Source organism: Litchfieldella anticariensis FP35 = DSM 16096, assembly GCF_000409775.1.
GTDB classification, from domain to species: Bacteria; Pseudomonadota; Gammaproteobacteria; order Pseudomonadales; family Halomonadaceae; genus Litchfieldella; species Litchfieldella anticariensis.
Genome location: NZ_KE332388.1, coordinates 393,007 through 416,155, shown reverse-complemented (window position 1 = coordinate 416,155; position 23,149 = coordinate 393,007). Strand labels below are relative to the sequence as shown.

General features: G+C 59.4%; 18 protein-coding genes and 1 pseudogene. 8 read left to right on the top strand and 11 right to left on the bottom strand.

Going from position 1 to position 23,149, the window contains the following annotated elements; all coding sequences use genetic code 11:
• Positions 1 to 101: 101 nt before the first annotated feature.
• The 4 genes from L861_RS08885 to L861_RS08870 form a co-directional block, all read right to left on the bottom strand.
• On the bottom strand, positions 102 to 377 hold the full coding sequence (locus tag L861_RS08885; RefSeq protein WP_016416730.1) for a YrhK family protein: 276 nt from the start codon (positions 375 to 377) through the stop codon (positions 102 to 104).
• Positions 378 to 441: 64 nt separating this feature from the next.
• The gene (locus L861_RS08880; RefSeq protein WP_016416729.1) at positions 442 to 867 is read right to left on the bottom strand and encodes a GFA family protein; all 426 of its coding nucleotides are present in this window, start codon (positions 865 to 867) and stop codon (positions 442 to 444) included.
• A gap of 170 nt (positions 868 to 1,037) precedes the next feature.
• Entirely contained in the window at positions 1,038 to 1,904 is an 867-nt protein-coding gene (locus L861_RS08875) for an AraC family transcriptional regulator (RefSeq protein ID WP_016416728.1), read from the bottom strand.
• Between the two features lie 126 nt (positions 1,905 to 2,030).
• Complete coding sequence (locus tag L861_RS08870) at positions 2,031 to 2,933, bottom strand: LysR family transcriptional regulator (RefSeq protein ID WP_016416727.1); 903 nt, start codon at positions 2,931 to 2,933, stop codon at positions 2,031 to 2,033.
• Positions 2,934 to 3,104: 171 nt separating this feature from the next.
• On the opposite strand from L861_RS08870, the gene L861_RS08865 reads away from it, so the two are divergent.
• From L861_RS08865 to L861_RS08850, 4 genes are read left to right on the top strand one after another with little or no spacing between them, the layout of a single operon-like run.
• Positions 3,105 to 4,076: a TAXI family TRAP transporter solute-binding subunit gene (locus L861_RS08865; protein ID WP_016416726.1), complete on the top strand. Its 972-nt coding sequence runs from the start codon at positions 3,105 to 3,107 to the stop codon at positions 4,074 to 4,076.
• A gap of 13 nt (positions 4,077 to 4,089) precedes the next feature.
• The gene (locus L861_RS08860; RefSeq protein ID WP_016416725.1) at positions 4,090 to 6,009 is read left to right on the top strand and encodes a TRAP transporter permease; all 1,920 of its coding nucleotides are present in this window, start codon (positions 4,090 to 4,092) and stop codon (positions 6,007 to 6,009) included.
• Positions 6,006 to 7,394, top strand: coding sequence for an acyclic terpene utilization AtuA family protein (locus tag L861_RS08855; protein ID WP_016416724.1), 1,389 nt, complete (start codon positions 6,006 to 6,008; stop codon positions 7,392 to 7,394). Before L861_RS08860 ends, L861_RS08855 begins: the two co-directional genes overlap by 4 nt.
• Positions 7,381 to 7,743: an AtuA-related protein gene (locus L861_RS08850; RefSeq protein ID WP_016416723.1), complete on the top strand. Its 363-nt coding sequence runs from the start codon at positions 7,381 to 7,383 to the stop codon at positions 7,741 to 7,743. The genes L861_RS08855 and L861_RS08850 overlap by 14 nt, the downstream gene beginning before the upstream one ends.
• Here L861_RS08850 and L861_RS08845 read toward each other — a convergent pair.
• Complete coding sequence (locus tag L861_RS08845) at positions 7,737 to 9,584, bottom strand: ABC transporter ATP-binding protein (protein ID WP_016416722.1); 1,848 nt, start codon at positions 9,582 to 9,584, stop codon at positions 7,737 to 7,739. The two genes, L861_RS08850 and L861_RS08845, sit on opposite strands and share 7 nt — an antisense overlap.
• 190 nt (positions 9,585 to 9,774) lie before the next feature.
• Positions 9,775 to 11,122 (bottom strand): annotated as a pseudogene (locus L861_RS08840) (MFS transporter).
• Positions 11,123 to 11,518: 396 nt separating this feature from the next.
• On the opposite strand from L861_RS08840, the gene L861_RS08835 reads away from it, so the two are divergent.
• From L861_RS08835 to L861_RS08825, 3 genes are all read left to right on the top strand, one after another.
• Positions 11,519 to 12,106 carry an ANTAR domain-containing response regulator gene (locus tag L861_RS08835; RefSeq protein WP_016416720.1) on the top strand — a complete coding sequence of 196 codons (588 nt, stop codon included), beginning with the start codon at positions 11,519 to 11,521 and terminating at the stop codon, positions 12,104 to 12,106.
• The gene (locus L861_RS08830) at positions 12,103 to 13,287 is read left to right on the top strand and encodes a CmpA/NrtA family ABC transporter substrate-binding protein (RefSeq protein ID WP_016416719.1); all 1,185 of its coding nucleotides are present in this window, start codon (positions 12,103 to 12,105) and stop codon (positions 13,285 to 13,287) included. The genes L861_RS08835 and L861_RS08830 overlap by 4 nt, the downstream gene beginning before the upstream one ends.
• Positions 13,288 to 13,393: 106 nt before the next feature.
• Entirely contained in the window at positions 13,394 to 14,014 is a 621-nt protein-coding gene (locus L861_RS08825) for a TetR/AcrR family transcriptional regulator (protein WP_027947506.1), read from the top strand.
• Positions 14,015 to 14,039: 25 nt separating this feature from the next.
• Here L861_RS08825 and preA read toward each other — a convergent pair whose 3' ends face one another.
• The 4 genes from preA to L861_RS08805 form a co-directional block, all read right to left on the bottom strand.
• Positions 14,040 to 15,344 carry an NAD-dependent dihydropyrimidine dehydrogenase subunit PreA gene (preA, locus tag L861_RS08820; protein ID WP_016416717.1) on the bottom strand — a complete coding sequence of 435 codons (1,305 nt, stop codon included), beginning with the start codon at positions 15,342 to 15,344 and terminating at the stop codon, positions 14,040 to 14,042.
• Positions 15,341 to 16,717: an NAD(P)-dependent oxidoreductase gene (locus L861_RS08815; RefSeq protein ID WP_016416716.1), complete on the bottom strand. Its 1,377-nt coding sequence runs from the start codon at positions 16,715 to 16,717 to the stop codon at positions 15,341 to 15,343. Before L861_RS08815 ends, preA begins: the two co-directional genes overlap by 4 nt.
• Positions 16,718 to 16,912: 195 nt before the next feature.
• Complete coding sequence (gene hydA, locus L861_RS08810; protein WP_016416715.1) at positions 16,913 to 18,355, bottom strand: dihydropyrimidinase; 1,443 nt, start codon at positions 18,353 to 18,355, stop codon at positions 16,913 to 16,915.
• Positions 18,356 to 18,405: 50 nt separating this feature from the next.
• Entirely contained in the window at positions 18,406 to 19,272 is an 867-nt protein-coding gene (locus L861_RS08805; RefSeq protein WP_016416714.1) for a nitrilase-related carbon-nitrogen hydrolase, read from the bottom strand.
• A gap of 626 nt (positions 19,273 to 19,898) precedes the next feature.
• Between L861_RS08805 and L861_RS08800 the strand changes: the two genes are divergently transcribed.
• Positions 19,899 to 21,410 (top strand): NCS1 family nucleobase:cation symporter-1, encoded by a 1,512-nt coding sequence (locus L861_RS08800; RefSeq protein WP_016416712.1) that lies wholly within the window; start codon positions 19,899 to 19,901, stop codon positions 21,408 to 21,410.
• Positions 21,411 to 21,473: 63 nt separating this feature from the next.
• Here the strand turns inward: L861_RS08800 and L861_RS08795 are convergent, their stop codons facing one another.
• Positions 21,474 to 22,901 carry a peptidoglycan DD-metalloendopeptidase family protein gene (locus L861_RS08795; RefSeq protein WP_330217775.1) on the bottom strand — a complete coding sequence of 476 codons (1,428 nt, stop codon included), beginning with the start codon at positions 22,899 to 22,901 and terminating at the stop codon, positions 21,474 to 21,476.
• Between the last annotated feature and the right edge of the window lie 248 nt (positions 22,902 to 23,149).

Sequence of the window (23,149 nt, the reverse complement as noted above, 5' to 3'; positions counted from 1 at the left end):
AACGTCCTGTTATCTGAACAAGAATGAGTGGCTTGACCGAGCCAAGTCGGCCATCCGTCACTGTAGCAAAGTAAAGGCGAACCTTGCCGACGAGTCGCTTGCTAACTTTCCCAATGAGTTGCCGGCACTCTCTTGAGGTGCACATGGCTGGCCAGACGAATCGTTGGACGGATCAGGAACTGAAAGCTGCCGACGATGAACAGCCATATTCCGATCTTCTCCATGCTCGGATAAAGAAACAGGATGCTGCCCGCCAAAAACCAGATGGCAATCAGGAAGTCATTGATGATGCTGAGCGTCTCGTAGCGGCGGCGAATGATCAGTTCCTCCCGCCCGAAGTGCAGCGTCAGAGGGTTGTCGACCGGGGTATCGGGCATGGGCAGCCTCCTGTGTCATCATGACTGAGGTAGATGAGGTATTGAGCCGGTTCTGCAACGCGTGTCAGGCCTTGCCCGTGAAAGCCTCGAACACTTCCTGACCGGTCATGTTCTTGGTCTGGTTGGCGAAATCGTAGAAGGCCGGCTTCTCGTCGATGAAGATCTGCGCAGTGAAGTTCCAAGGCTCACCTCTATCGACCAGGCCAACCGGGACCGCGTAGTGGTTGCCATCCCTGAGGCGGTAGAACAGGTGGGTGCCACACTGGCGGCAGAAGCCGCGCTCGGCCCAATCCGATGACTGGAACACTGTGACCTCACCCTCACCGTCGATCTTCACTTCCTTGACCGACTCCAGGGCCAGCAGCGGGCCGCCGCCCCAGGTTTGGCACATGTTGCAATGGCAAGCTCCCACATCGTGGTTGTCGGCTTTGACTGTCAGACTTACGGCACCGCACAAGCAGCGGCCGCGATATTCGTTGGTGGTTGACATGGTTCCCTCCAGTCGGGGGTGTGTTAGGCAGACAATACACGGGTCGCCATGAGATGATTTTCACATTTCTGGCGGACTCGTAGTATGGCCTAACACACCTATATCAGCATATGGAGATATTGGTTATGCCAGTATCCTTCACGCGGACACAGCGGGAGGCGGATACCCCCTTAAACCAACGGCAAGCAAACATCCGTCACCAATTCATGCTCCGGCGTTTCAGGCATCAAATTCCGGTAGTGGAAGAATAACGGGAAGTCCCGCAACTCTTCGCCGCTTTCCGGTAGCCATTGCCGATACAGATAGTAAGCCGCGTCGCTGAGGCGGTCGTGGGTCCCTAAGTGCCGCACTACGGCGCAACGGCCAGCCGGGATGGTTTTGTTGACGATGCCATGATCGTTGTCGGGGACTGGATCCGACACCGAACCGCAGATATCAAAGCGGAACTGTTCCGCAGGCGTTGTCGCCGGGTCGTCGTAGGCAAGGCCAAAGGTCTCGCTGGTGGCCACGGGTGAATGGCCGCTTAGCTTGCGCCAGTCTATGAATTTTTTGGCCGATTCGTTAACCAATGCCGGGGCGCCGCGGTGTTCGAGTGCCGCCACGCGGGTTTCCGGGAAGTCGATGATGGTCACATCCATGGGCAGTCTCCGCTCTCTCTTGGGCAGTTGATACTGTTTGTGCCACGGCTGCCAGGCCGGGGCCTTGCGGAATTGAGACGGTGTCTGGCCAAAGGCATTCTTGAAGGCCCGTGAGAAGGACTCCGGGTTCTCGAAGCACGCCTCCAGGGCGATCTCGATAATCGGCGTGTCATCCTCGAAGGCCAGTCGGTAGGACGCCCGACGCAACCGCATCAGCTGGGTATAGCGCGTGACGCTGATGCCCGCATACTGCGAGAACTGGCGGTGGAAGTGAAACTTCGAAAAGTTCGCCACTCCGCTCAGACATTCCAGGGAAAGATCCTCGGAAAGATGTTCGTCTATGTAGGCGAATACCCGGTTGAACCGTTGCGCGTACGCCGCTTCCTTCGTTCCATTCACTGCAACACCTCCTCAATCGGGGCCTACTATGACCGACCGGTGTCGGTAGCTCCTGACTGAAATTGCTCAATGGCAACCGTCCAGTACTCCAGGAAATAAGCGAGGCCCGTTAAGTAGGTGCTCACGTCACTTGGTCGGCTTGGTGGCGTTCGCTGACCGAATCACTTCCAGCAAGGCGCTGGCAGCCGCCGAGAGAGGATGGCGTCGGCGCATGACGATGCCCAGTTCCCGGTCGATGGTGGGCGTGACCAGCGGCCGATAGCCGATGCCATCGGCAGCGATCTGACGGAAGCTCAATGCCGGTAACACGCTGATACCGATGCCGGCCGCCACCATGCGGCCTACGGTGGCGATCTGGCTGACATCACAGAGGATGTCGAGCGGCTTGCCGACCTCGGCCATGATGCGGTCGATGTCCTGGCGTGAGCTGGACAGCCGATTGATGCCGATGAAAGGGTGACCGGTCAATTGTTCCCACTTCACCCGACGCTGTTCCAGCAATGGATGCCCCAACGGGCAGACCGCCACGTAACGGTCGACTAGCAATGGCTCGAAAGCCAGGTCTTCCGACTCAAAGGGTGGCACTGAAAATCCCAGATCGGCACGTCCTTCGCGAACCAGTTGATTGACCTGCTCGGCCAGTACGTCGTGCAGGCTCAGGTTGATGCGTGGGTGATGTTCGCGAAAGGTAGCGATGATCCCCGGCAGCAGTCCTGCAGCCAGGGTCGGCAGGGCGGCCAGGGTGATCTTGCCGCGCTGCTTGGAGAACAGCTCGCCGAGATCCTCGAAGGCCTCGGTCCAATCGTTGAGCAGACGGATTGCCACCGGCAGGAAGGCCTCGCCTTCCGGGGTCAGTGAAAGCTGGCGCGTGGTGCGTGCGAACAGCGGGCCGCCTACTGTCTCTTCGAGTTTGCGAATGGCGATGGATAGTGCCGGTTGCGACAGATGAATACGCTCGCTGGCCTCGGCGAGGCTACGTGAGTGGGCGACGGCAACGAAGGCCCTGAGCTGCTTGATGCTGGGATTCATTTAGAAAATATAACGAAAGTTAAAAACTATTCAATGTACAAAATAATCCCAGGTGACGACCATGCAAAGTGAGCGGCGCCATACGTCGGCGTCGGATGACAACGACAATCCATTGCAACGATCCATAACAACACAACACAGGCCCAGCTACCCGGGCCATTGGAGCCAACCATGAAGAAGACGCTGTTCACCGCCGTGGCGACGAGCCTGGCCATGTTCGCCGCGACCACCGCCGTTCAGGCTCAGGAGCGCCTGCTGATCGGTTCGACTTCGAGCTCCTCGAGCCACTACGGCTACTTCGTGGCCGTCAATCAGATCCTCAACAATCAAGTCGACGGTATCAGTTCCTCGGTGGCTGAGACCGGCGCCACCGTGGACAATCTGCGGCGTCTTAGCCGTGGCCAGATCGACCTGGGGCTGGTGACTACCAATACTGGCTATCACGCTTATGATGGGCAGGGCGACTTTGAAGGCCGCCCCGTCGATAGCCGGCTGCTGTGGGTCTACACCGTGGCGCCGCAGAACGTGGTGATGCGCGAGGATGCTGGGGTCACCACCCTGGAAGGTCTCGAGGGGGTACGCCTTAACCCGGGCATCACCGGCTCGGCTACCGAGAGCACCACCGAGGCGGTAATGAACACGCTCGGCATTTCTCCCGACTATGTACGCGGCTCCACCACCGACGTGGTCGATTCGATCAAGGATGGCCGGATTGCCGGTTACGTGAAATCCGGCGTTGGTAATCGCCTCGACGGCTCGACTCTGGATATCGCCACCTTCACTCCGATCGAGGTGCTGTCGCTCAGCGATGAACAGGCTGCCACCTTGCGTGAGCAGATGCCGGATCTCGCGGTCGTCGATATCCCCGAAGGCGCCGCCGACGGCGTGCCTGCCTACACCACTTGGGCGTTCGGCGTGGCCGTGCACGCCCACCCTGATCTCGACGAAGAAACCGTCTACCAGATCGTCAAGGCGGTGATGGAGAACCCGGAGCCGCAGGCCAATGCGTTTGCTGCGGTCAAGGGTGCCGACCTGGCACGCATGACACTCGAGGTTGGTACCGTGCCATTGCATGCCGGCGCCGCCCGTTACTACGAAGAACAGGGAATGGAGATCCCCGACGCACTGCAGCCTGCCGAGTGACGAGGACAATCTCATGCGTGAGAACCTGACCAAGGTGCTGGCCCTGGCGCTGGGTGGACTGATTCTCTACACCTCAGCTACCGGTCCCTTCGAAAGCCTGGTCCAGCGTGCGATTTTCCTCGCGCTGGTGATTCTGCTCGGGCTGACCGTGTATCCGTTGGCGGCCGGCACGCGTTGGCGGCCGCTAGGCATCGCGGTGGACCTGACACTGGCGGTGGGCGTGGTGCTGGCCTGCAGCTATGTGGCCATGAACCATGAGCGGATTCTGGTCGAGCTGCCTTGGGCGACTCCCCGCGACATGTTGCTGACCGGTGTGCTGCTGGTGACGATACTCGAGCTTTCTCGGCGTGCCATCGGCATGATCTTCCCGCTGCTGGTAGTGGCGGGGCTGGCCTATGCCTATTTCGGGGCGGCCATTCCAGGGCCATTGGGTCATCGCGGCTTCGATGTCTACTACATCACCGAAACGATCTATCTCGGCGATCTGGGGGTATGGGGCATGTTGGTCGGCGTGGCCGCCACCACCATCGCCGCCTTTGTATTGTTCGGTTGTTTGCTGCTGCATACCGGTGGTGGCCAGACCTTCATGGATCTGGCACTGCGTATCAGTGGCCGTTCACCAGGAGGGGCCGCCAAGGTCGCTACCGTAGCATCGGGACTGTTCGGCATGGTCAGCGGAAGTGCGGTGGCCAACGTGGCTACCACCGGCAACTTCACTATCCCGATGATGAAGCGCCTGAATTACCCCGCTCCCTTCGCATCGGGCGTCGAGGCGGTGGCATCCACCGGTGGCCAGATTGCCCCGCCGATCCTTGGTGCCGCGGCCTTCATCATGGCCGAGATCCTGGGCGAGAGTTATGTGCGCATTGCACTCGCCGCTTTACTGCCGGCGATTCTCTTCTACTTGGGCGTATTCCTGACCATTCATCTGGTCGCGGGGCGGCGTAACCTTCAGGTGGTGCCTGACGATGAATTGCCTTCCTGGCCTGCGGTGTTGCGGCCCGAGCGCATAGTACCGATCCTCGCGGCGTTGGGAGGGCTCTTCTACGGAGTGCTCTCTGGACGTTCGATCCAGACGGCGGCCTTCTACGGCATCCTGATGACCACCTTGACCTTCGTGCCTTTTGCGCTACTGGCGAAAACCCCGGCTCGCACGATTATTGGCAGGCTGCTGTCGGGCCTGATCGATGCCGGTAAGGGCATGGTGATCATTGGTGTATTGCTGGCCGGTGCACAGATCCTGGTGGCGATGATCGGTATGACCGGCATCGGTGTGACGCTGGCCAGCCTGATCGTCGATATCGGCGGACAGTCGATGTTCCTGGTGGCCTTCATAGTGGGCGGCGTGTGCCTGATCCTGGGCATGGGGATCCCGACGACCGCGGCCTATGTGCTGGTGGCTTCGGTACTGGCGCCGGCATTGACCGAGATCGGTGTCGAACCATTGATTGCCCACCTGTTCGTGTTCTATTTCGCTACCCTGTCGGTGATCACGCCGCCGGTATGCGTGGCAGTGTTCGTCGCCTCGGGCATCGCACGTACCAATTGGTTGCCGGCAGCAGGGGAGGCGGTGCGTCTGGCGGCAGCGATCTATGTGATCCCGTTCCTGCTGTTGATCTATCCGGCCCTGGCGGGATTCGGCGGTTGGGCCGATATCCTGCTGGCGATCTGCCAGGGGGTGGTGTTCGTGCTGGCCTTCGCCTCGTTGATGTCCCGTGTGGCGATTACCGGGATCCGCGTCTTGGATATCGCAGGCTTACTCGTGGTGATCGGCCTGGCGCTGACGCCGGGTTGGATGACCACAGCGGCGGCATTGCTGGTGTTGGTGGTCATGTATGCACGGCACCGGCGGTTGGCAAACAAGGTATCGGCGTTTGGCCAGCGTGAGTTGCCGAGCACCGGCGTCACCCAAGTGAAGGAGACACGCTCATGACATTCCTGCTGGGAAGTGGCGCCGGGTTCTCGGGAGACCGCACCGACGCGGCGATTCCCGTGGTGGCCGAACTCATCCGTCGTGGGGAACCTTCTGCGTTGATCTTCGAGACCTTGGGGGAACGTACCTTGGCAGCGGCTCATCGTGCCATGCGCGAGAATCCCGATACCGGCTACGAGCCGCTACTGGAGGAACTGTTGGCACCGGTGCTGAAGGACTGCCTCGAACATGGCATCGCGATTCTCGGCAACTTCGGTGCAGCCAATCCAGGCAAGGCGTGTGAGGTGGTCACCGAGTTGGCCAATCGCGTTGGGCGCCCTGAGGCACATATCGCTCGGGTACATGGCGACGATATTCGTTCCCGTCTGGATGAGCTGGATCTTGCTCCTTGGGAGGCGGAGACTCGTGACCTGCCGGCTCCTGAGCAGTTGATCTCGGCCAATGTCTACCTTGGTGCCGAGCCGTTGGTGCAAGCTTTGGAGCTTGGGGCTGAGGTGGTAGTGACCGGTCGCGTGGCGGATCCAGCGCTATTCCTGGCGCCCCTGATGCGTCACTTCGGCTGGGCCTGGGACGATTGGGATCGCCTGGCCGCCGGGATGATGGCCGGCCATCTCGGCGAGTGTGGCGCCCAGGTCAGCGGTGGTTATTTCTCCGATCCTGGCTGCAAGGACGTACCCGGCATGGCAACGCTCGGCTATCCGGTCATCGAGGTCGAATCCGACGGCCGCCTGGTGGTGACCAAGCCGCCTGGCACTGGGGGCTGCGTGACGGAACGCACGGTCAAGGAGCAGTTGCTATACGAGGTCCACGATCCGGCCAATTACCTGACGCCCGATGTCGTGGTCGATCTCTCCGCGGTAACGGTACGCGAGATTGGTCCCGACCGTGTGGAAGTGTTGGGCATCGCCGGTAAACCGGCGCCTGATCGGCTCAAGACCACGGTCTGCTACGAAGGCGGTTGGCAGGGCGAAGCCGAGATCTCCTACGCCGGTCCCAATGCCTTGGCCCGGACGCAACTGGCGGCGCGGGTGTTACGCGAGCGGCTGACCTTCCGGGCACCGTCGTCGTTGCGTAAACGACTGGACATCGTTGGCTTGGCCAGCGTGTTCGATGATGACGATGGTGCCATGCAGCGCGCAGCGGTGGCGAATGGCGACGGGGATTTTCGCTTGCGACTTGCCGTCGAGCATACCGAGCGTGTCTGGGTCGAGCGCGCCACCCAAGAACTGCTGGCGCTGTACTGCGCCGGACCGGCTGGTGGTGGCGGCGTACGGCGTGGTTTCCAGCGCCGGGTGTGCACGGCGTCCTACCTGGTCAAGCGCACCGACGTAGAGGCCTTCGCTACCTTGGTCGGGCAGAGGAGTCATGACCATGTCACAAGCTGAACGCTATGCCGAGCGGATAACCGTACCGTTGCATCAAATCGCCCATTCACGGGCGGGCGACAAGGGTGACCGGCTCAACCTGTCGCTATTCGCCTATGATCCCCGCCATTATGAAATCTTGGTCGAACAGGTCACTGAGGCACGCGTGCAGGCGCTACTCGCTCATCGTGGCACCAGCTGTGTGCGTCGCTATTTGATGCCGAACCTGGCTGGCATGAACTTCGTCATCGACGACGTGCTGCAGGGTGGGGTCAACGGCGCCCTCAACCTCGATGGCCACGGCAAGACATTGTCGTTCCTGCTGTTGGGGATGGAGGTGGAGATCGATAGAGAACAGCTGGGTTATTGATACCCCTGCGCCTGCAGTCGGAACAGGTGTGCATAGCGGCCGTTCTCGGCCAGTAGGGTGTCATGGTCTCCGTATTCGACGATTCGCCCTTGATCGATCACAAGGATCTGGTCGGCGGCACGTACCGTGGAGAAGCGGTGCGAGATGAGAATGGTCATCTTGTCGTGGCTGTGCTCGCGGAAGCGGGCGAAGATCTTGGCTTCGGCGGCGGCATCCATGGATGAGGTAGGCTCGTCGAGTACCAGGATATCAGCCCCTTCGCGCATGTAGGCGCGCGACAGGGCGATCTTCTGCCACTGTCCGCCGGAGAGTTCCTGGCCGTTCTTGAACCAGCGGCCCAGTTGGGTGCGATAGCCGTTCGACATGCTCGAGATGAAGTCGTCGGCCAGTCCGCTGCGTGCTGCCGCCTGCCAGCGGGCCTCGTCCTCGAAGGCGTCGATATCGCCAACCCCCAGATTCTCACCGGCCTGCAGTTGGTAGCGCACGAAGTCCTGGAAGATCACCCCGATGCGACGGCGCAGGGTCTGGATATCCCACTCATGCAGCTCGCTACCATCGAGCAGGATACGCCCCGTGGGAGGAGGATAGAGGCGGGTGAGCAGCTTGATCAGGGTAGTCTTGCCCGAGCCGTTCTCGCCAACCAGTGCCAGGCTCTGTCCCGGACGCAGGTGTAGGTTGATGTCGTGCAGCACAGGGGTATCGGTCCCAGGATAGGTGAAGCCGACATGCTCGAAGCGGATGCCATCGCCTGGGATAGCACCTTGGGTCAGCGTTCCGCTGTCGGACTCGACCGGCTGTTCCAGGTATTCGTAGAGGTTCGACAGGTAGAGGTTGTCCTCGTACATGCCGCTGATCGCCGTCAGGCTGGCCGAAAGTGCTGCTTGTCCTTGCTTGAAGACCAACAGGTACATGGTCATCTCGCCGAGCGTGAGATTGCCACCCACCGTCTCGATCACCACCCAGGCATAGGCACCGTAGAAGGCTAGGGTACCCAATAACCCGAGTAGGAAACCCCAGGTGTCGCGGCGAATAGTCAGCCGTCGGTCCTCGCCGTACAGGGCATCGAAGATGGCGCGATAACGGTTGAGGAACAGCGTTCCCAGACCAAATAGCTTGACCTCTTTGATGCTGTCCTCGCGTGCCAGCACGGTTTCCAGATACATCTGCATCCGAGTCTGGGGCGAACGCCAACGGAACAGCCGGAAGGCGTCACCGGAGAACTTGGCTTCGGAGACGAATACCGGCAGGGCACCAATCACCAGGATCATGAGTGCCCAGGGGGAGAATTGCACCAACAGTACGCCGAAGCTCACCAGCGAGATGGCATTCTGCAAAAGCGAGAAGGTCTTGTTGACCAGTGCCAAGGGGCGGGAGGATGCCTCTCGTCTGGCGCGGGTAAGCTTGTCGTAGAGCTCCGAATCCTCGAATTGGGCCAACGACAGGGTGCCGGCCTTCTCGAGGATCATCACATTGACCTTCTGGCCGAGCAGGGCACGCAGCAGCGACTGCTGTGCCGAGAGACCGCGTTGGGCCAAGGTGATCAGAGCGATCACCAGAGCTTCCAGGGCGACGTAGCGCAGCACTGGCCACAAGGCGGCCTCACCCATTTCGCGGTGGGCTTCCATGGCGGCGACCACCGAATCGACGATCAATTGGCCGATCCAGGCTGCCACCGCCGGCAATACCCCAGCGACCAGGGTGCACACCGCCAGACCGAACGTCAGGGATCGGGAGGTGTCCCATACCAGCTCGAGTGCTCGGCGGCTGTAACGGAACACGCCGAAGAAGCCGGTCAGAGGAACAGCTTCGGCACTGGAAGGGCGGTCAGCATGCGAGGACAAGCGAACGAATCCTCATCGAGACAGGGAAAGGATAGTGTAACCGTTCGGTCGTCTGCCGTACTCCATCTTATCTGGCGTCGATAGCGTTCCAAGCCCGTCTGTCATCGACATGGAAAAACTGCCACCCGGCTGGGTGGCGGTTCGTGTCGTTGGCTGTCATGGCCGGGGTGCCCGGTCATGAGGCGATCACTCAACGTAGTGACAGGGCGGGAGAGTCGTCGCCGGCAGCTTCTCGATAGGCGACCTCTTCTTCGGCTTCGACTTCTGGAGAGAAGCGCACCACCAGCGCACACAGCGAGGCGATCACCACCGCGATACCGAGATAGAACAGGCCCTGTTGATAGCTGAGCGACTCGGAGCGGAACAGGAAGCCAGCGGCCACGGCCCCGGCGTTGCCGCCGGCGCCAACGATACCGGCGACCGCGCCCAAGGCTTTCTTATTGACGAAGGGCACTACGCCGAAAGTCGCGCCTTCTGCCATCTGCACGAACAGGCTGAAGACCAGCATGATACCGATGGCCAGGGCCAGGACATGCATCTGTGAGAAGAACATCAACGCGACGCCCTCGCACAACATGGCGATGAACAACCAGCGCACCCGGCCCTTGAGGCCGCCATTGCGGGCGAAAAGGTCGGAGAAGACACCGCCTAGGGTACGGGCAAAGATGTTCATCAGGCCGAACAGGCCAGCGATCACGCCGGCGGTGGCCAGTGTCAGATCGAAGTTGTCGAAGAAATAGATGGCGGCGATGTTGTTGATGGTCAGTTCGACACCGAAACAGGCGGCATAGACCACGAACAATGCCCACACACGAATGTCCTTGGCCGCGGCCTTGAAGCTCTGCCCCATGCCATGATCGCCGTTGGCTTCAGGCAACTCGCCCCGGGCGCGCAGTTCGTCGAAGTTGCCGTTCGGGGCATCTTGGGTAAAGAAGTAATAGGCGATACCGACCAGGAATAGCACCACACCGGGCACCATCATCGCCAGGCGCCAGCCCAGCGCCTCGTTGACGCCCAGCATCAGGATGCCTGAGAAGATCAACGGCATCAGGATCTGTGTGGTGCCGCCACCCAGGTTGCCCCAGCCCGCCGAGGTAGCGTTGGCGGTCCCGACCACGTTGGGAGCGAACATCACCGAAGTGTGATATTGGGTGATCACGAAAGAAGCGCCGATGGCACCGATCGCCAAGCGAGCCAGGAAGAAGGTCTCGAAGCTCGAGGCCAGCCCGATGGCCATCACCGGCAGCGAGCCTAGGCACAGGAGCCAGGAATAGGCCTTGCGTGGCCCGATCTTGTCACACAGCACTCCAATCGCCAGGCGCACGATCACGGTGATGGCAACTGAAGCGATAATGGTATTACCGATCTGGGTCTTGGTCAGGCCCAGGTCGTCGCGCACTATCGCCATGAGCGGCGCGATCCCGAACCAGCCAAAGAAGCAGATATGAAAAGCGAACCAGGAGAAGTGGAAGGCGCGCATCTGCGGCGTCTTCAAGATTGAACAGACGGATCCTGTTGGCCTTGTTGTGAATTTCCATGGGGCAATCCTCGTCGAACACAAGTTGAGGACCCTCATCATTGAAGGTCTAGGGTTCGACGCACTCGTGCCCGTCTTGGGCCTGGTCCACGTCATGGGAATTTTGATGTCGCTTCATACTGAGCAATTGGCATGCCAATTTTCTTAACTTGCGTAAAATCAGAAGGTTGTGGGGAAGGTGGGAAAGTCGGCAGGCGCTGCTTTGGCGCATGGAAGGGGGCGTTTGCACCATGAAAAAGCATCCTGGTTCGGATAATTACTCGGATTGGCGCGAAGCGTGCGCCTTACAGCGCTATCTCTGTGTGGCGTGATTCTTGCTTATATGAAAGGAAAGGCAGAATTCGCTTCGTGATTACGCACGCCGCGCTCAGAGGGTGTTTACAGTAGAGGAATCTGAATGACCATCAGGGTGCTGATCGTGGACGTCAAACCCGAGCGTTCCCAGGTGCTGGAAAAGGCCCTGGTAGAGGCGGGGTTCGATGTCCTGGCCACCGTCGATGAACAGCAGGACTTGCATGCCGTGGTCGAGCGGTTGCAGCCGGATGCCGTGATCATCGATGCCGCGCTACCCAGCCGCGATACCTTGGAACACGTAGGACAACTCGGTCGGCGCTATCCCAAGCCAATGATCATGCTGGCCGAGGAGGAAACCCCAGACTTGACCCGCCAGGCTGCCAAGGCCGGTGTCAGCGCCTATGTCGTCGATCATGTGCAGCCGGCATTGATGCGTTCGATGATCAATGTCGCCATCACCAGCTTCGAGTCCCACCGTGCCCTCAAGGGAGAACTGACGCGTACCCAGGAAACCCTGGCGCAGCGGCGCAGTATCGATCGGGCCAAGGCACTGATCATGGAAATGCGCGGTATTGGAGAAGAGGCCGCCTATCAGTATCTGCGTTCGACGGCGATGAATCGACGCATGACCATTCATGAGTTGGCGCAGGAATTGCTGGCCGCTACGGCCAACCCTAGGAGAAAAGGATGAATCCCGAAATCACGCACCTGACCCTGGGCATGTTGCCGCTCAATGATGCAGCACCCTTGGTAGTAGCCTTGGAGAACGGCCTCTTCGCTGCCGAGGGTCTCGAGGTGACACTCAATGTGGAGACGTCATGGGCCAGTCTGCGCGATGCCATGCAGCTCGGCTTGCTCGATGGCGCCCAGATGCTGGCGCTGATGCCCTTGGCCTCGACCCTGGGGTTGGATGGTCGGGCGACCCCGATGCTATCGGCGTTGACGCTCAACCTAGGCGGCAACGCGATCACCGTCTCGCCCGCGTTGTATCGTCAGATGGAAGCCTATGCAGCAGAGGGGCTGGAGAATCCCATTGCCAGTGCGCAAGCGCTGGCGGCTGTCATTGCCGAACGCGAGCGGGCCGGTGCCGAGCCTCTGCGCTTCGCCAATGTTTACCCGTTCTCCTCGCACCGCTATCAGCTGCGTTACTGGCTGGCGGCGGGAGGAATCGATCCTGATCGAGACCTGGCGCTACGGGTGGTGCCGCCGCCATTGATGGCGGTGCGGCTAAAAGCCGGCGAGCTGGACGGATACTGTGTCGGTGAACCCTGGAACAGTTTGGCTGAACATCGAGGCATCGGGCGCATGGTATGCGGCAGCTTCGATATCTGGGGCGCAAGCCAGGAAAAAGTCTTCGGCGTGCGCGAGGAGTGGGCTCGGCGGCATCCGCTCACACATCTCGCGCTGCTGCGAGCTTTGCTACGTGCCTGTGCCTGGCTGGATGAGCCCGGTAATCGCCTGGGAGCGGCGCGTCTGATGTGCGAGGGCGGTTACCTGGATGTACCTCCGCAGGTGGTGGAGGTAGGAATGCGCGACCCGGCCGATGTTCAGGAGGGCGAACGCTTGCCCGGTGCGACGCTGTTCCATCGTCACACTGCCAATTTCCCCTGGTATTCGCAGACACGCTGGTACGCGGAGCAGATGCGTCGCTGGGAGCACTTGCCGGAGGAATGTGACCTGGACGCCGCTATTGCCCGCTGCGTGCGTCCCGATCTCTATCGTCAGGCCGCTGCCGATCTGGGAATTTCCGTGCCCTTGATCGACAGCCGTATCGAAGGCGCCCATGACCACCCGTGGTCGCTGCCGGGTAGTCAAGGTGACATCGCCATGGCCCCTGATGTCTTTCTGGATGGTGCTGTGTTTCGCGAGTGAAGCTTCTGCGCTCGAGGAAGGCGCCGCCTCGTGGTCCGAGATGATAAGCTGGGAACTGCCGATGCCTATCGGCGGTTTCTGCTGTTCCACGGGGCACGAGGGAAGCATGGCGAAGAAGAAGGGTGAGATTCGTCGACGCAACGTCGAAAAGATACTGCTGGTAGCCGAGCAAGTATTCGCGGAAAAGGGGTACGCCGGGGCATCGATGGGTGAAATCGCGCAGTTGGCGGACATCCCCAAATCCAATGTGCATTACTACTTCGCCACCAAGGAAGATCTGTATCGCGAGGTATTGCTTGGATTGCTAGAGGTATGGAAGCAGGACGCGCTGTGCTTCGAGCTCTACGACGACCCTCGTATCGTGCTGTCTTCGTATATCCGCGCCAAGATGGCCCATTCCCGGGATCGAGCGTATGGCTCCAAGGTGTGGGCCGCGGAGGTGATGCAGGGAGCGCCGATCCTGCAGGAGCAGTTACGCGATAATCTCTACGAGTGGGCCAAGCTAAAGGAGGCCAAGATCCGCGAGTGGATCGATGACGGGCGTATCCTGCCGGTCGAACCATCGTACCTGCTGTACATGATCTGGGCATCAACCCAGCATTATGCCGATTTCAATTACCAGATATGCCTGCTGAATGATGACCGCCCCCTCGACGATCTCCAGTTCGAGAAGGCGGTCCAGTCGGTGACGTCGGTGATATTGCGTGGGATTGGCCTGACCCCTTGAGAGGACCCGGAGCGAGGCCGTTCCTTCAACTCGCTTTACGGAAGGGGTTGCGCGGATCCTGTTCCCAACTCATGTAGGGTCTGCCCGTCTCCTGCGGTACCATGCTGATGCAGTTCTCTACCGGGCAGGTGATCTGGCACAGGTTACAGCCCACGCACTCTTCTTCGATGACCTCGTAGCGCTTGGCGCCGCTGGTTTCGACCAGCTGGGCGATCGACTGGTGCGAGGTGTCCTCGCAGGCGATGTAGCAGCGCCCGCACTGGATGCACTTGTCCTGATCGATATGGGCGATGGTCTTGAAGTTCATGTCGAGGTGTTTCCAGTCGGTGGTATTGGTCACCGCCTTGCCGGAGAACTCCTCGATCGAACGGTAGCCTTTCTCTGCCATCCAGCGTGAGAGGCCATCCTTCATTTCCTCGACGATGCGGAAACCGTGCAACATGGCGGCGGTGCACACTTGTACGCTGCCAGCCCCGAGCGCCACGAACTCTGCGGCATCCCGCCAGTTGGATACCCCTCCGATGCCGGAAATTGGCAGGTTTCTGGTGGGCGTGTCACGGGCGATCTCGGCGACCATGTTCAGGGCGATTGGCTTGACCGCGCTGCCGCAATAGCCGCCGTGGGTACTCTGGTGTCCCACGGTGGGTTTGGCCACCATGTTGTCCAGGTCGAGACTGGTGATCGAGTTGATGGTATTGATCAGCGATACCGCGTCGGCACCACCACGCAAGGCGGCTTGGGCCGGGGCGCGAATATCGGTGATGTTGGGGGTCAGCTTGACGATCACCGGCTTGGAATAATACTGCTTGCACCAACGAGTGACCTGTTCGATCAGATCCGGGTTCTGGCCCACCGCGGCGCCCATGCCGCGCTCGGGCATGCCGTGGGGGCAGCCCAGGTTGAGCTCGATACCATCGGCGCCAGTGGCTTCCACCAGCGGCAGGATATGCTTCCACGAGGCTTCCTCGCAGGGCACCATGATCGACACGATCAGTGCCCGGTCCGGCCAGTCCTGCTTGACCTGGGTGATCTCGCGCAGATTGATCTCCAGCGAACGGTCGGTGATCAGTTCGATGTTGTTGAAACCCAGCACCTCGCGGTTCTTGCCGAAATGCGCCGAGTAGCGCGACGAAACGTTGACCGCCGCCGGATCCTCGCCGAGGGTTTTCCATACCACACCGCCCCAGCCGGCCTCATAGGCACGCACCACATTGTAGGCTTTGTCGGTGGGCGGTGCCGAAGCCAGCCAGAAGGGGTTGGGGGCCTTGATGCCGGCGAAGTCGATGCTCAGGTCGACGCCATTGACGAGGCTGTCAGTGAAAGTGTTCATGCGGCCTCCTGCTTGGCCAAGAGATCCTGATGGATGGCATGGGCGGCAAGCTTGCCGTGCTGCACGGCCTGGACGGTGAGATCCTGCCCAGAAGCGATGCAGTCACCGCCGGCATAGACATTGGGCAGCGACGTGCGGAAGTGCTCGTCGACCTGGATCTTGTCACCGGTACGCTCGAGTTCTGCCGCCAATGGATCGCTAAGGCTGTCGTTGGCGAAAGTCTGTCCAATGGCCTTGAACACTGCATCGGCGGCAACTTCGAAGGTCTCACCGGTACCGGCCAGGCGGCCGTCTTGCTCTTGGGTCTTTTCGAAGCGCATACCGACAACACGCCTTTGATCGTTGAGCAGCACTTGCAGAGGCCGGGCCCAGGTCAGCATGCGCACGCCATTGGCCTTGGCGATCTCCTGCTCGTGACCGGTGGCGGACATGGCGTCGATGCCGCGCCGGTAGACCAGCGTCACCTCGTCGGCGCCGAGCCGCGCCATCTGGGTGGCCATGTCGATGGCGGTGTTGCCGGCGCCGATCACCACGCAGCGCCTGGCCAGCGGCAGTTGGGTGAGGTCGCTGGCCTGGCGCAGTTCCTTGATGTACTCGGTGGCCGGCGCGAGGCCTGGCGCGTCCTCGCCAGTCAGCCCCAGCTTACGGCTGGTGCCGAGACCGAGTCCCAGGAACACGCCGTCGTGATCGGCATGCAACTGCGCGAGGCTCAGGTTGTCGCCCAGGCACTGGCCGTAGCGAAGCTCGATGCCGCCAATCTCGAGCAGGAACTCCACCTCCTTGCGGGCGAAGTCGTCGGTCATCTTGTAGCGGGCGATGCCGTATTCGTTGAGCCCGCCGGGCTTGGCCTCGGCTTCGTAGATCGTCACCCGATGGCCATGCATCGCCAGGCGATGCGCGCAGGCCAGCCCCGCCGGGCCGGCGCCGACCACTGCCACATGTCGGCCGCTGTCGGCCGCGCGGGCGAAGGGGTGCTGGTCGAAGTGCATGTGGTCAGTGGCATGGCGCTGTAGCAGGCCGATCAACACCGGTTGGCACTCGGCATCGTGATTACGCACGCAGCTCTGCTCGCAGAGGATCTCGGTGGGGCAGACGCGTGCGCAACTTCCACCCAGGATGTTCTGCTCGAGGATGGTGTGCGCGGCGCCGTTGATGTTGCCTTCGCCGATCTGGCGGATGAAACGCGGGATGTCGATATCCGACGGGCAGGCTTCGATACAGGGGGCGTCGTAGCAGTACAGGCAACGCTGGCTCTCGATGATCGCCTGACGCTCGGTGAGTGGGGGGTGCAGGTCACGGAAGTTGTCGGCCAGCACCTGTTCACTGATCCCGGTGTCGCCGACCCGGGGTAGGTGATTCAAGTTATCGGTCACGGTGATGCCTCTTCTTGTTCAGTTCTATCAGAGGGTGTTTACAAACTACTGCGCTCGGCCATACTGCGTTGAAATCAGCCTCAAAATGCTCATTTACAACCTCGTAAACTTCGCTTTTTCGGCTGATTTCGCCTTGCCTGACCATCGCTCGTCACATTTGTAAACACCCTCTCAGGACACGATGAGAACTACCGTTCATTCCCGCTCGACGGCGGTGGGGGCATCGTGCTCGGCTCGACGCTTGAGTACGTCGTAGACGCCGGGATAGGCCGGGCGCTCCAGATAACGGCCGGCACCGCGTTCGGCATGCAATTCGCCATCACGCCATACCCATTTGCCTTGGCTGATGGTGTGGCGCGGGATACCACGTACCGTCTTGCCTTCGAAGATGTTGAAGTCGACATTTTGATGGTGGGTTTTGGCGGAAATGGTGCGTGTGCCGGTGGGGTCCCAGAGCACCAGGTCGGCATCGGCACCAACACGAACCGCCCCTTTGCGTGGAAACAGGTTGAAGATCTTGGCGGTGTTGGTGGAGGTCAGGGCCACGAAGTCGTGGATCGACAGCTTGCCGGTATTCACCCCCTCCTCCCACAGCACGGCCATGCGGTCTTCGATGCCAGCGGTGCCGTTGGGGATCTTGGTGAAATCTTCCTTGCCCATGGCCTTCTGCTCGGCACAGAAGCAGCAGTGATCGGTCGCGGTGGTTTGCAGGTTGCCGGATTGCAAACCGTGCCACAGTGCCTCCTGGTGCCCCTTGGGACGGAAAGGAGGGCTCATCACATGACCGGCGGCGCGGCCCCAGTCGGTGTCACGGTATACGCTGTCGTCGAGCACTAGATGCCCGGCCAGACATTCGCCGTATACCGGGTGACCGTGCTGGCGGGCGTAGGTGATCTCGTCCACGGCGTCCTTGGTCGATACATGCACCAGATAGATCGGCGTGCCCAGGGTACCGGCGATGCGGATTGCACGGCTGGCTGCTTCACCCTCGACCTGAGGGGGGCGTGACAAGGGGTGGGCTTCTGGCCCGGTCATGCCTTGTGCCAGCAGCTTCTGTTGCAGGTGGTAGACCAGTTCGCCGTTTTCGGCATGCACCGTGGGTACTGCGCCGAGTTCCAGGCAGCGCGAAAAACTCTGCACCAGGATGTCATCGGTGGCCATGATGGCGTTCTTGTAGGCCATGAAATGCTTGAAGCTATTGACGCCATGCTCGCGTACCAATGTGCCCATGTCCTCGCGCACGCTGTCGTCCCACCAGGTGATGGCGACATGAAAGGCGTAATCGGCGGCGGCCTTTTCCGCCCAGCCACGCCAGGTCTGAAAGGCTTCCATCAGCGATTGGCCGGGGCTGGGGATCACGAAGTCGATGATCGAGGTGGTGCCGCCGGCAAGCCCCGCTGCTGTGCCGGTGTAGAAATCCTCACTGGCCACGGTACCCATGAACGGCAACTGCATGTGGGTATGCGGGTCGATGCCGCCAGGCATCACGTAGAGGTCGCCAGCATCGATGATTTCACAGCCGGCGGGAGGCTCCAGGTCCCGGCCGATTGCCTGGATCTTGCCGTCATCGCAGAGGATGTCGGCACGGTAGGATTCTTCATGAGTGACGACGGTGCCGCCACGAATTAGTAGTGTCATGGTCGTTCTCTCTTGTCGTTATACGTTGCGTGTGATTTAGCTCAGACCGCCTATTCACCGTCGGTCAGGCGGGCGTACGCATCCGGCCTGCGATCACGGAAGAACTGCCAGTTGTTACGTACCTCGCGCACCATCGCGAGGTCGATTTCATGGATGAGGAGCTCGTCATCCTTGTCGCTGGCTTGGGCTTCGATTTGGCCGCGTGGATTGACGATGTACGAGGAGCCGTAGAACTCGCCGATATTCCACGGTGCCTCGGTGCCGACGCGATTGATGGCGGCGATGAAGCAGCCATTGGCGGCGGCGGATGCGGGTTGCTCGAGTTCCCACAGGTATTGGGAAAGCCCGGCCACGGTGGCCGATGGGTTGAAGATCACTTCGGCACCGTTCAGGGCCAAGGCGCGCCAGCCTTCGGGGAAGTGGCGGTCGTAGCAGATGTACACGCCGATCTTGCCGTAGGCGGTATCGAATACCGGCCACTCCGACTTGCCGGGTTTGAAGTAGAACTTCTCCCAGAACCCGGCGATCTGGGGGATATGCGTCTTGTGGTACTTGCCCAGGTAGCTGCCGTCGGCATCGAACACCGCGGCAGTGTTGTAATAAACACCGGTCACGGTTTCCTCGTAGATCGGTACGATCATCACCATGCGGTGCTGGCCGGCAAGCTTCTGCATCCATTGGCAGGTGGGGCCTTCCGGAACACGCTCGGCGGCGGCGTACCATTTGGGATCCTGGCTGGGGCAGAAGTAGGGCTGATTGAACACTTCCTGAAAGCACAACACCTGAACACCGGCATCGGCGGCCTGCTGGATCAGTGGCAGATGGGCTTCGTTCATGGCATCGCGAATGGCAGCAGGTTCCAGGTCGGTATTGGCTTTCAGGCCCATTTGAATGAGACCGATCTTCATTTTCTGCATGGGAGTTTTCACCCTTGTTGTGCTTGTTTTCGAGCCGGACCACGTCTTGCCATTGACTTGGCAAGACGTTGAGGGCAGCCACGATGAATTTTGGTTCAAAAGCTGTCTATTGAGTCAGCTTTTTGAAAGCTAGTCGCTATATAGGGTATCGTGCAAGTTTTTTATTCGGGGCGGCAATCTGCTTGGTAATGCATTGTAATAAAAGAAATATTTGTCATTTCTTTCACGCATTCACCAAATTGGTGAAAGGATGATTAAATTTAGTGATAGCTGAAGTTAAGAGAAAAAATCTGTTATTAACAATATCTTATGATTTTTCTTTCTCGATTTCTGACTTTATTTACATTGCCTCTTGAACCATGATGAAAACTGACTAGCCTGTCATGAAGCATGTCGGTGATGAGTGATGACAACAACAAATCAATATTATTCAGTGAATTCTGTTTCCTGTCCCTGGGGTCAGTTTTTCCTGGAAATCATCGAGTTGCTGAAGAAGATCAGCAGCTCGAGTGTCATCGCTTTGGGTATTCCACGGCCAAGGAGGGCGCTTGGGCATGCTTATTGCGTCGCATTTGGCACGCTCGCCAGAAGGCGTCGCGAATTTCCCAGTGACGAGGAGAACAACAATGACCGTCAAGACATCTCGGATGGTGGACAAGAAAGGCTTGATAGAGCTGGAAGAGGGCAGCGATGTCCATGACAGTCCTCGCTTCAACCCCGATATTGCACCGACCAAAGCCAGGGAACGCACCTGGTCATTCTGGAATGTCGCTGCGCTATGGGTGGGAATGTCGATCTGTGTGCCGACTTACACCTTGGGTGGTGTGCTCACCGCTTATTTCGGGCTAAGTGTCGGAGAAGCGCTGCTGGCCATTCTGCTGGCCAACGTGGTGGTGTTGGTTCCGTTGACGTTGAACGCCTTTCCTGGAACCAAGTTCGGTATTCCTTTTCCTGTGGTGCTGCGTTCGTCATTCGGTATCCTGGGCTCCAATGTTCCGTGTCTGATACGAGCCTTGGTCGGTTGTGGCTGGTTCGGTATCCAGACCATGTTCGGTGGCTTGGCTATCCATTTGTTGCTGTCGGCCATCTTTCCCCCTTGGAGGGCATTGGGTGGCGTCGGTGAAGTGATTGGCTTCTTCGTCTTCGGTGCCATGAATCTGTATGTGGTGATACGCGGTGCCGAGTCGATCAAATGGTTGGAGACCCTGGCGGCACCCCTGCTGCTAGCGGTAGGAGTGGGGCTCATGTTCTGGGCCTGGCCGCATATGTCGATGACCGAGTTGCTTGCGCAACCACCGTCGCGTCCAGAGGGGGCATCGGTTTACGGTTACTTCTTTGCCGGTTTGACCGCCATGGTCGGGTTTTGGGCCACGCTGTCACTGAACATCCCTGATTTCAGCCGCTTTGCCAGAAGTCAGAAGGACCAGATCGTCGGCCAAGTGCTCGGCTTGCCATTGACCATGTTCTTCTTTGCCGCCTTGGGCGTGGTGATGACCGCCGCTTCAGAGTCACTGGTTGGCCAGACGGTTGCTGATCCAGTCAACCTGATTGGCATGATCGATAATCCCTTCTGGGTGAGTATCGCCATGGTGTTGATCATCGTGGCGACGTTATCCACCAATACGGCGGCCAATATCGTCTCACCGACCAACGACTTTCAGAACGTGGCACCGAAGCTGGTCAATCATACCCGTGGCGTGCTGATCACTGGCTTGGTAGGGGTGTTGTTGATGGGATATGACTTGTTGCAAAAGGCCGGTGTGATCACTTCGGGGGTAACCTTGGAAAGCCTCTACTCGAACTGGTTGCTGGGGTATTCGAGCCTGTTGGGGCCGATCGCCGGCATCATGGCGGTGGACTACTTCCTGATCAAGCGCCAGTCTCTGGATGTACCAAGCCTCTATCAAGACAACAAGAGCTACCCGGCAATCAATGTGGCGGGTTTCATTGCCTTCGGTGTTCCCGTAGTCCTGACTCTGATAGCACTGACGACCGGTACCATGAACTGGTTCTACGATTACGGCTGGTTCACTGGATCGCTACTGGGAGCTGCTATCTACTACGTGGTGAGTCCGCTCTTGTCTCCCGTACAGCAGGTGGTCCCGATAGTGTCCGTTGATACAGAGCGACTTTCCTGACCTCCTAACGCCGCCGCCCCGCAAAAGCGGGGCGGCGGCGTATCGAGGGGGGGATATCGACGATCAGGTACCGTCGTTGTTGCGCGAGCTGCGGCTGGCCACCACGGTGCCGGTTTCGCCACTTTCGAGTGCGGCCAGCAAGGGCTCGGACTCACGCTGGAAGGCGGCTAAGGCATCACCCTGAAGGCTTTGGTTTTCCGGCAAGTCGACGCGCATGGGATCGACTCGCTGGCTATTGACCATCACTTCATAGTGCAGGTGAGGGCCTGTGCTACGGCCGGTATTACCGGAAAGGGCGATGCGCTCGCCCATGGTTACACGGTCGCCACGATCGACCAAGGGCCTTGAGAGGTGAAGATAACGAGTCCGATAGCCATTGTCGTGGCGTATGACTACGAAGCGCCCCGCAAGCGGATGACTGCCCACTTTTTCAACGCGTCCATCGGCGGGAGTGATGACTGATGTGCCACTCGGCATGGCAAAATCGGTACCGTAATGCGGGCTGATACGACCGGTAATCGGATGCTTGCGCTGGAGGTTGAATGAGGAGCTCAGGCGATAACTGCCAGAGAACGGATAGCGTGCGAAGGCAGGATCGAGACTGTTGCCTTCCGGCGTATAGAAGCGATCGTCGGTGCTGTTGCGAACCACGGTCAGATCCATCCGTGCTCCTGCATACTGGACGGCAAGGATGCGTGGGTCGAGGTTTTGCCCGTCGATGACATCGTATTCGACCAGCACCTGAAAGCTATCGCCGCGACGGGTGTCGCGGCGAAAGTCGAGTTTTTTCGAGAGAAGGTTGCTGAGCTGGGCAACTTCGGCGGCGGTTAGGCCCGTCGCTTCGGCCGATAAGCCGAAGCTACCGCTTACGGTACCGGCAAACAGCCGCTGAGTCGGCTCGCCTGCCTTCTCGATGCTGGCGATGTCGAAGTCCCCGTTCTCATCGCGTTCGATCAGATAGCCACTACGAGCATTCTTCATGATGCGTAGCGCCAGCAACTGATCATTCCTGTCGAGTTGATACTCGAAGTTGCGTCCGACCCGTAGCCGCGTCAACACTTTCTCATCGGGAAGGCTATCGAGAAGGCTCATGACTTCACTATAACCCAACCCTAGATTACGCTCGGCCAGAACAGCGAAAGTATCGCCTGGCTGTACGGTATAGGCTTGCCATTCCGGGGTATAGGTTTGTTGCGCGACGATTTCCTCATCGAGGAATACATTGTTGTTGTCGAACAATACCAAGGGATCTGCGGAGAAGTCGTCGTATGACGTTCCATCCGCGAGTTCGTCATGAGACATCTCTTCTTCCGGGGCGAGTCGCGTCGGCAATGTCATGGCGAGATGCAGCACGTCATTGTCGATACGCTTGGATACTCTGGAAGAGGAGTCGTCCTTAGCTTCGGAAGTCGAGGCCGAAGATGCCATAGGGCCAATGGATTCTTGCTCGTCTTCATTGGCCAAGACAGGCGAAACGAAGTCGATATCCATGATTTCTTGAACGGCCAGTTCGTTGATTGGCACGGGTTGGCGAGTGGCATCTCGCTCGTTCGTTGCTCGTTGAACGGCTTCTGCAACAGGAGATTTGCTGGCGACTAGTGGCGCATCGCTTGAAGAGTCAAGATCGATGGGGATGGAAACTATAGCAGAGTTGCTGTCAGTGTCATTTCCATCGAAAGCACTGAAAATTTTTTGTGCGCCCAGCACGGTGACCATAGTGGCGACCGGTAAAAGTAACA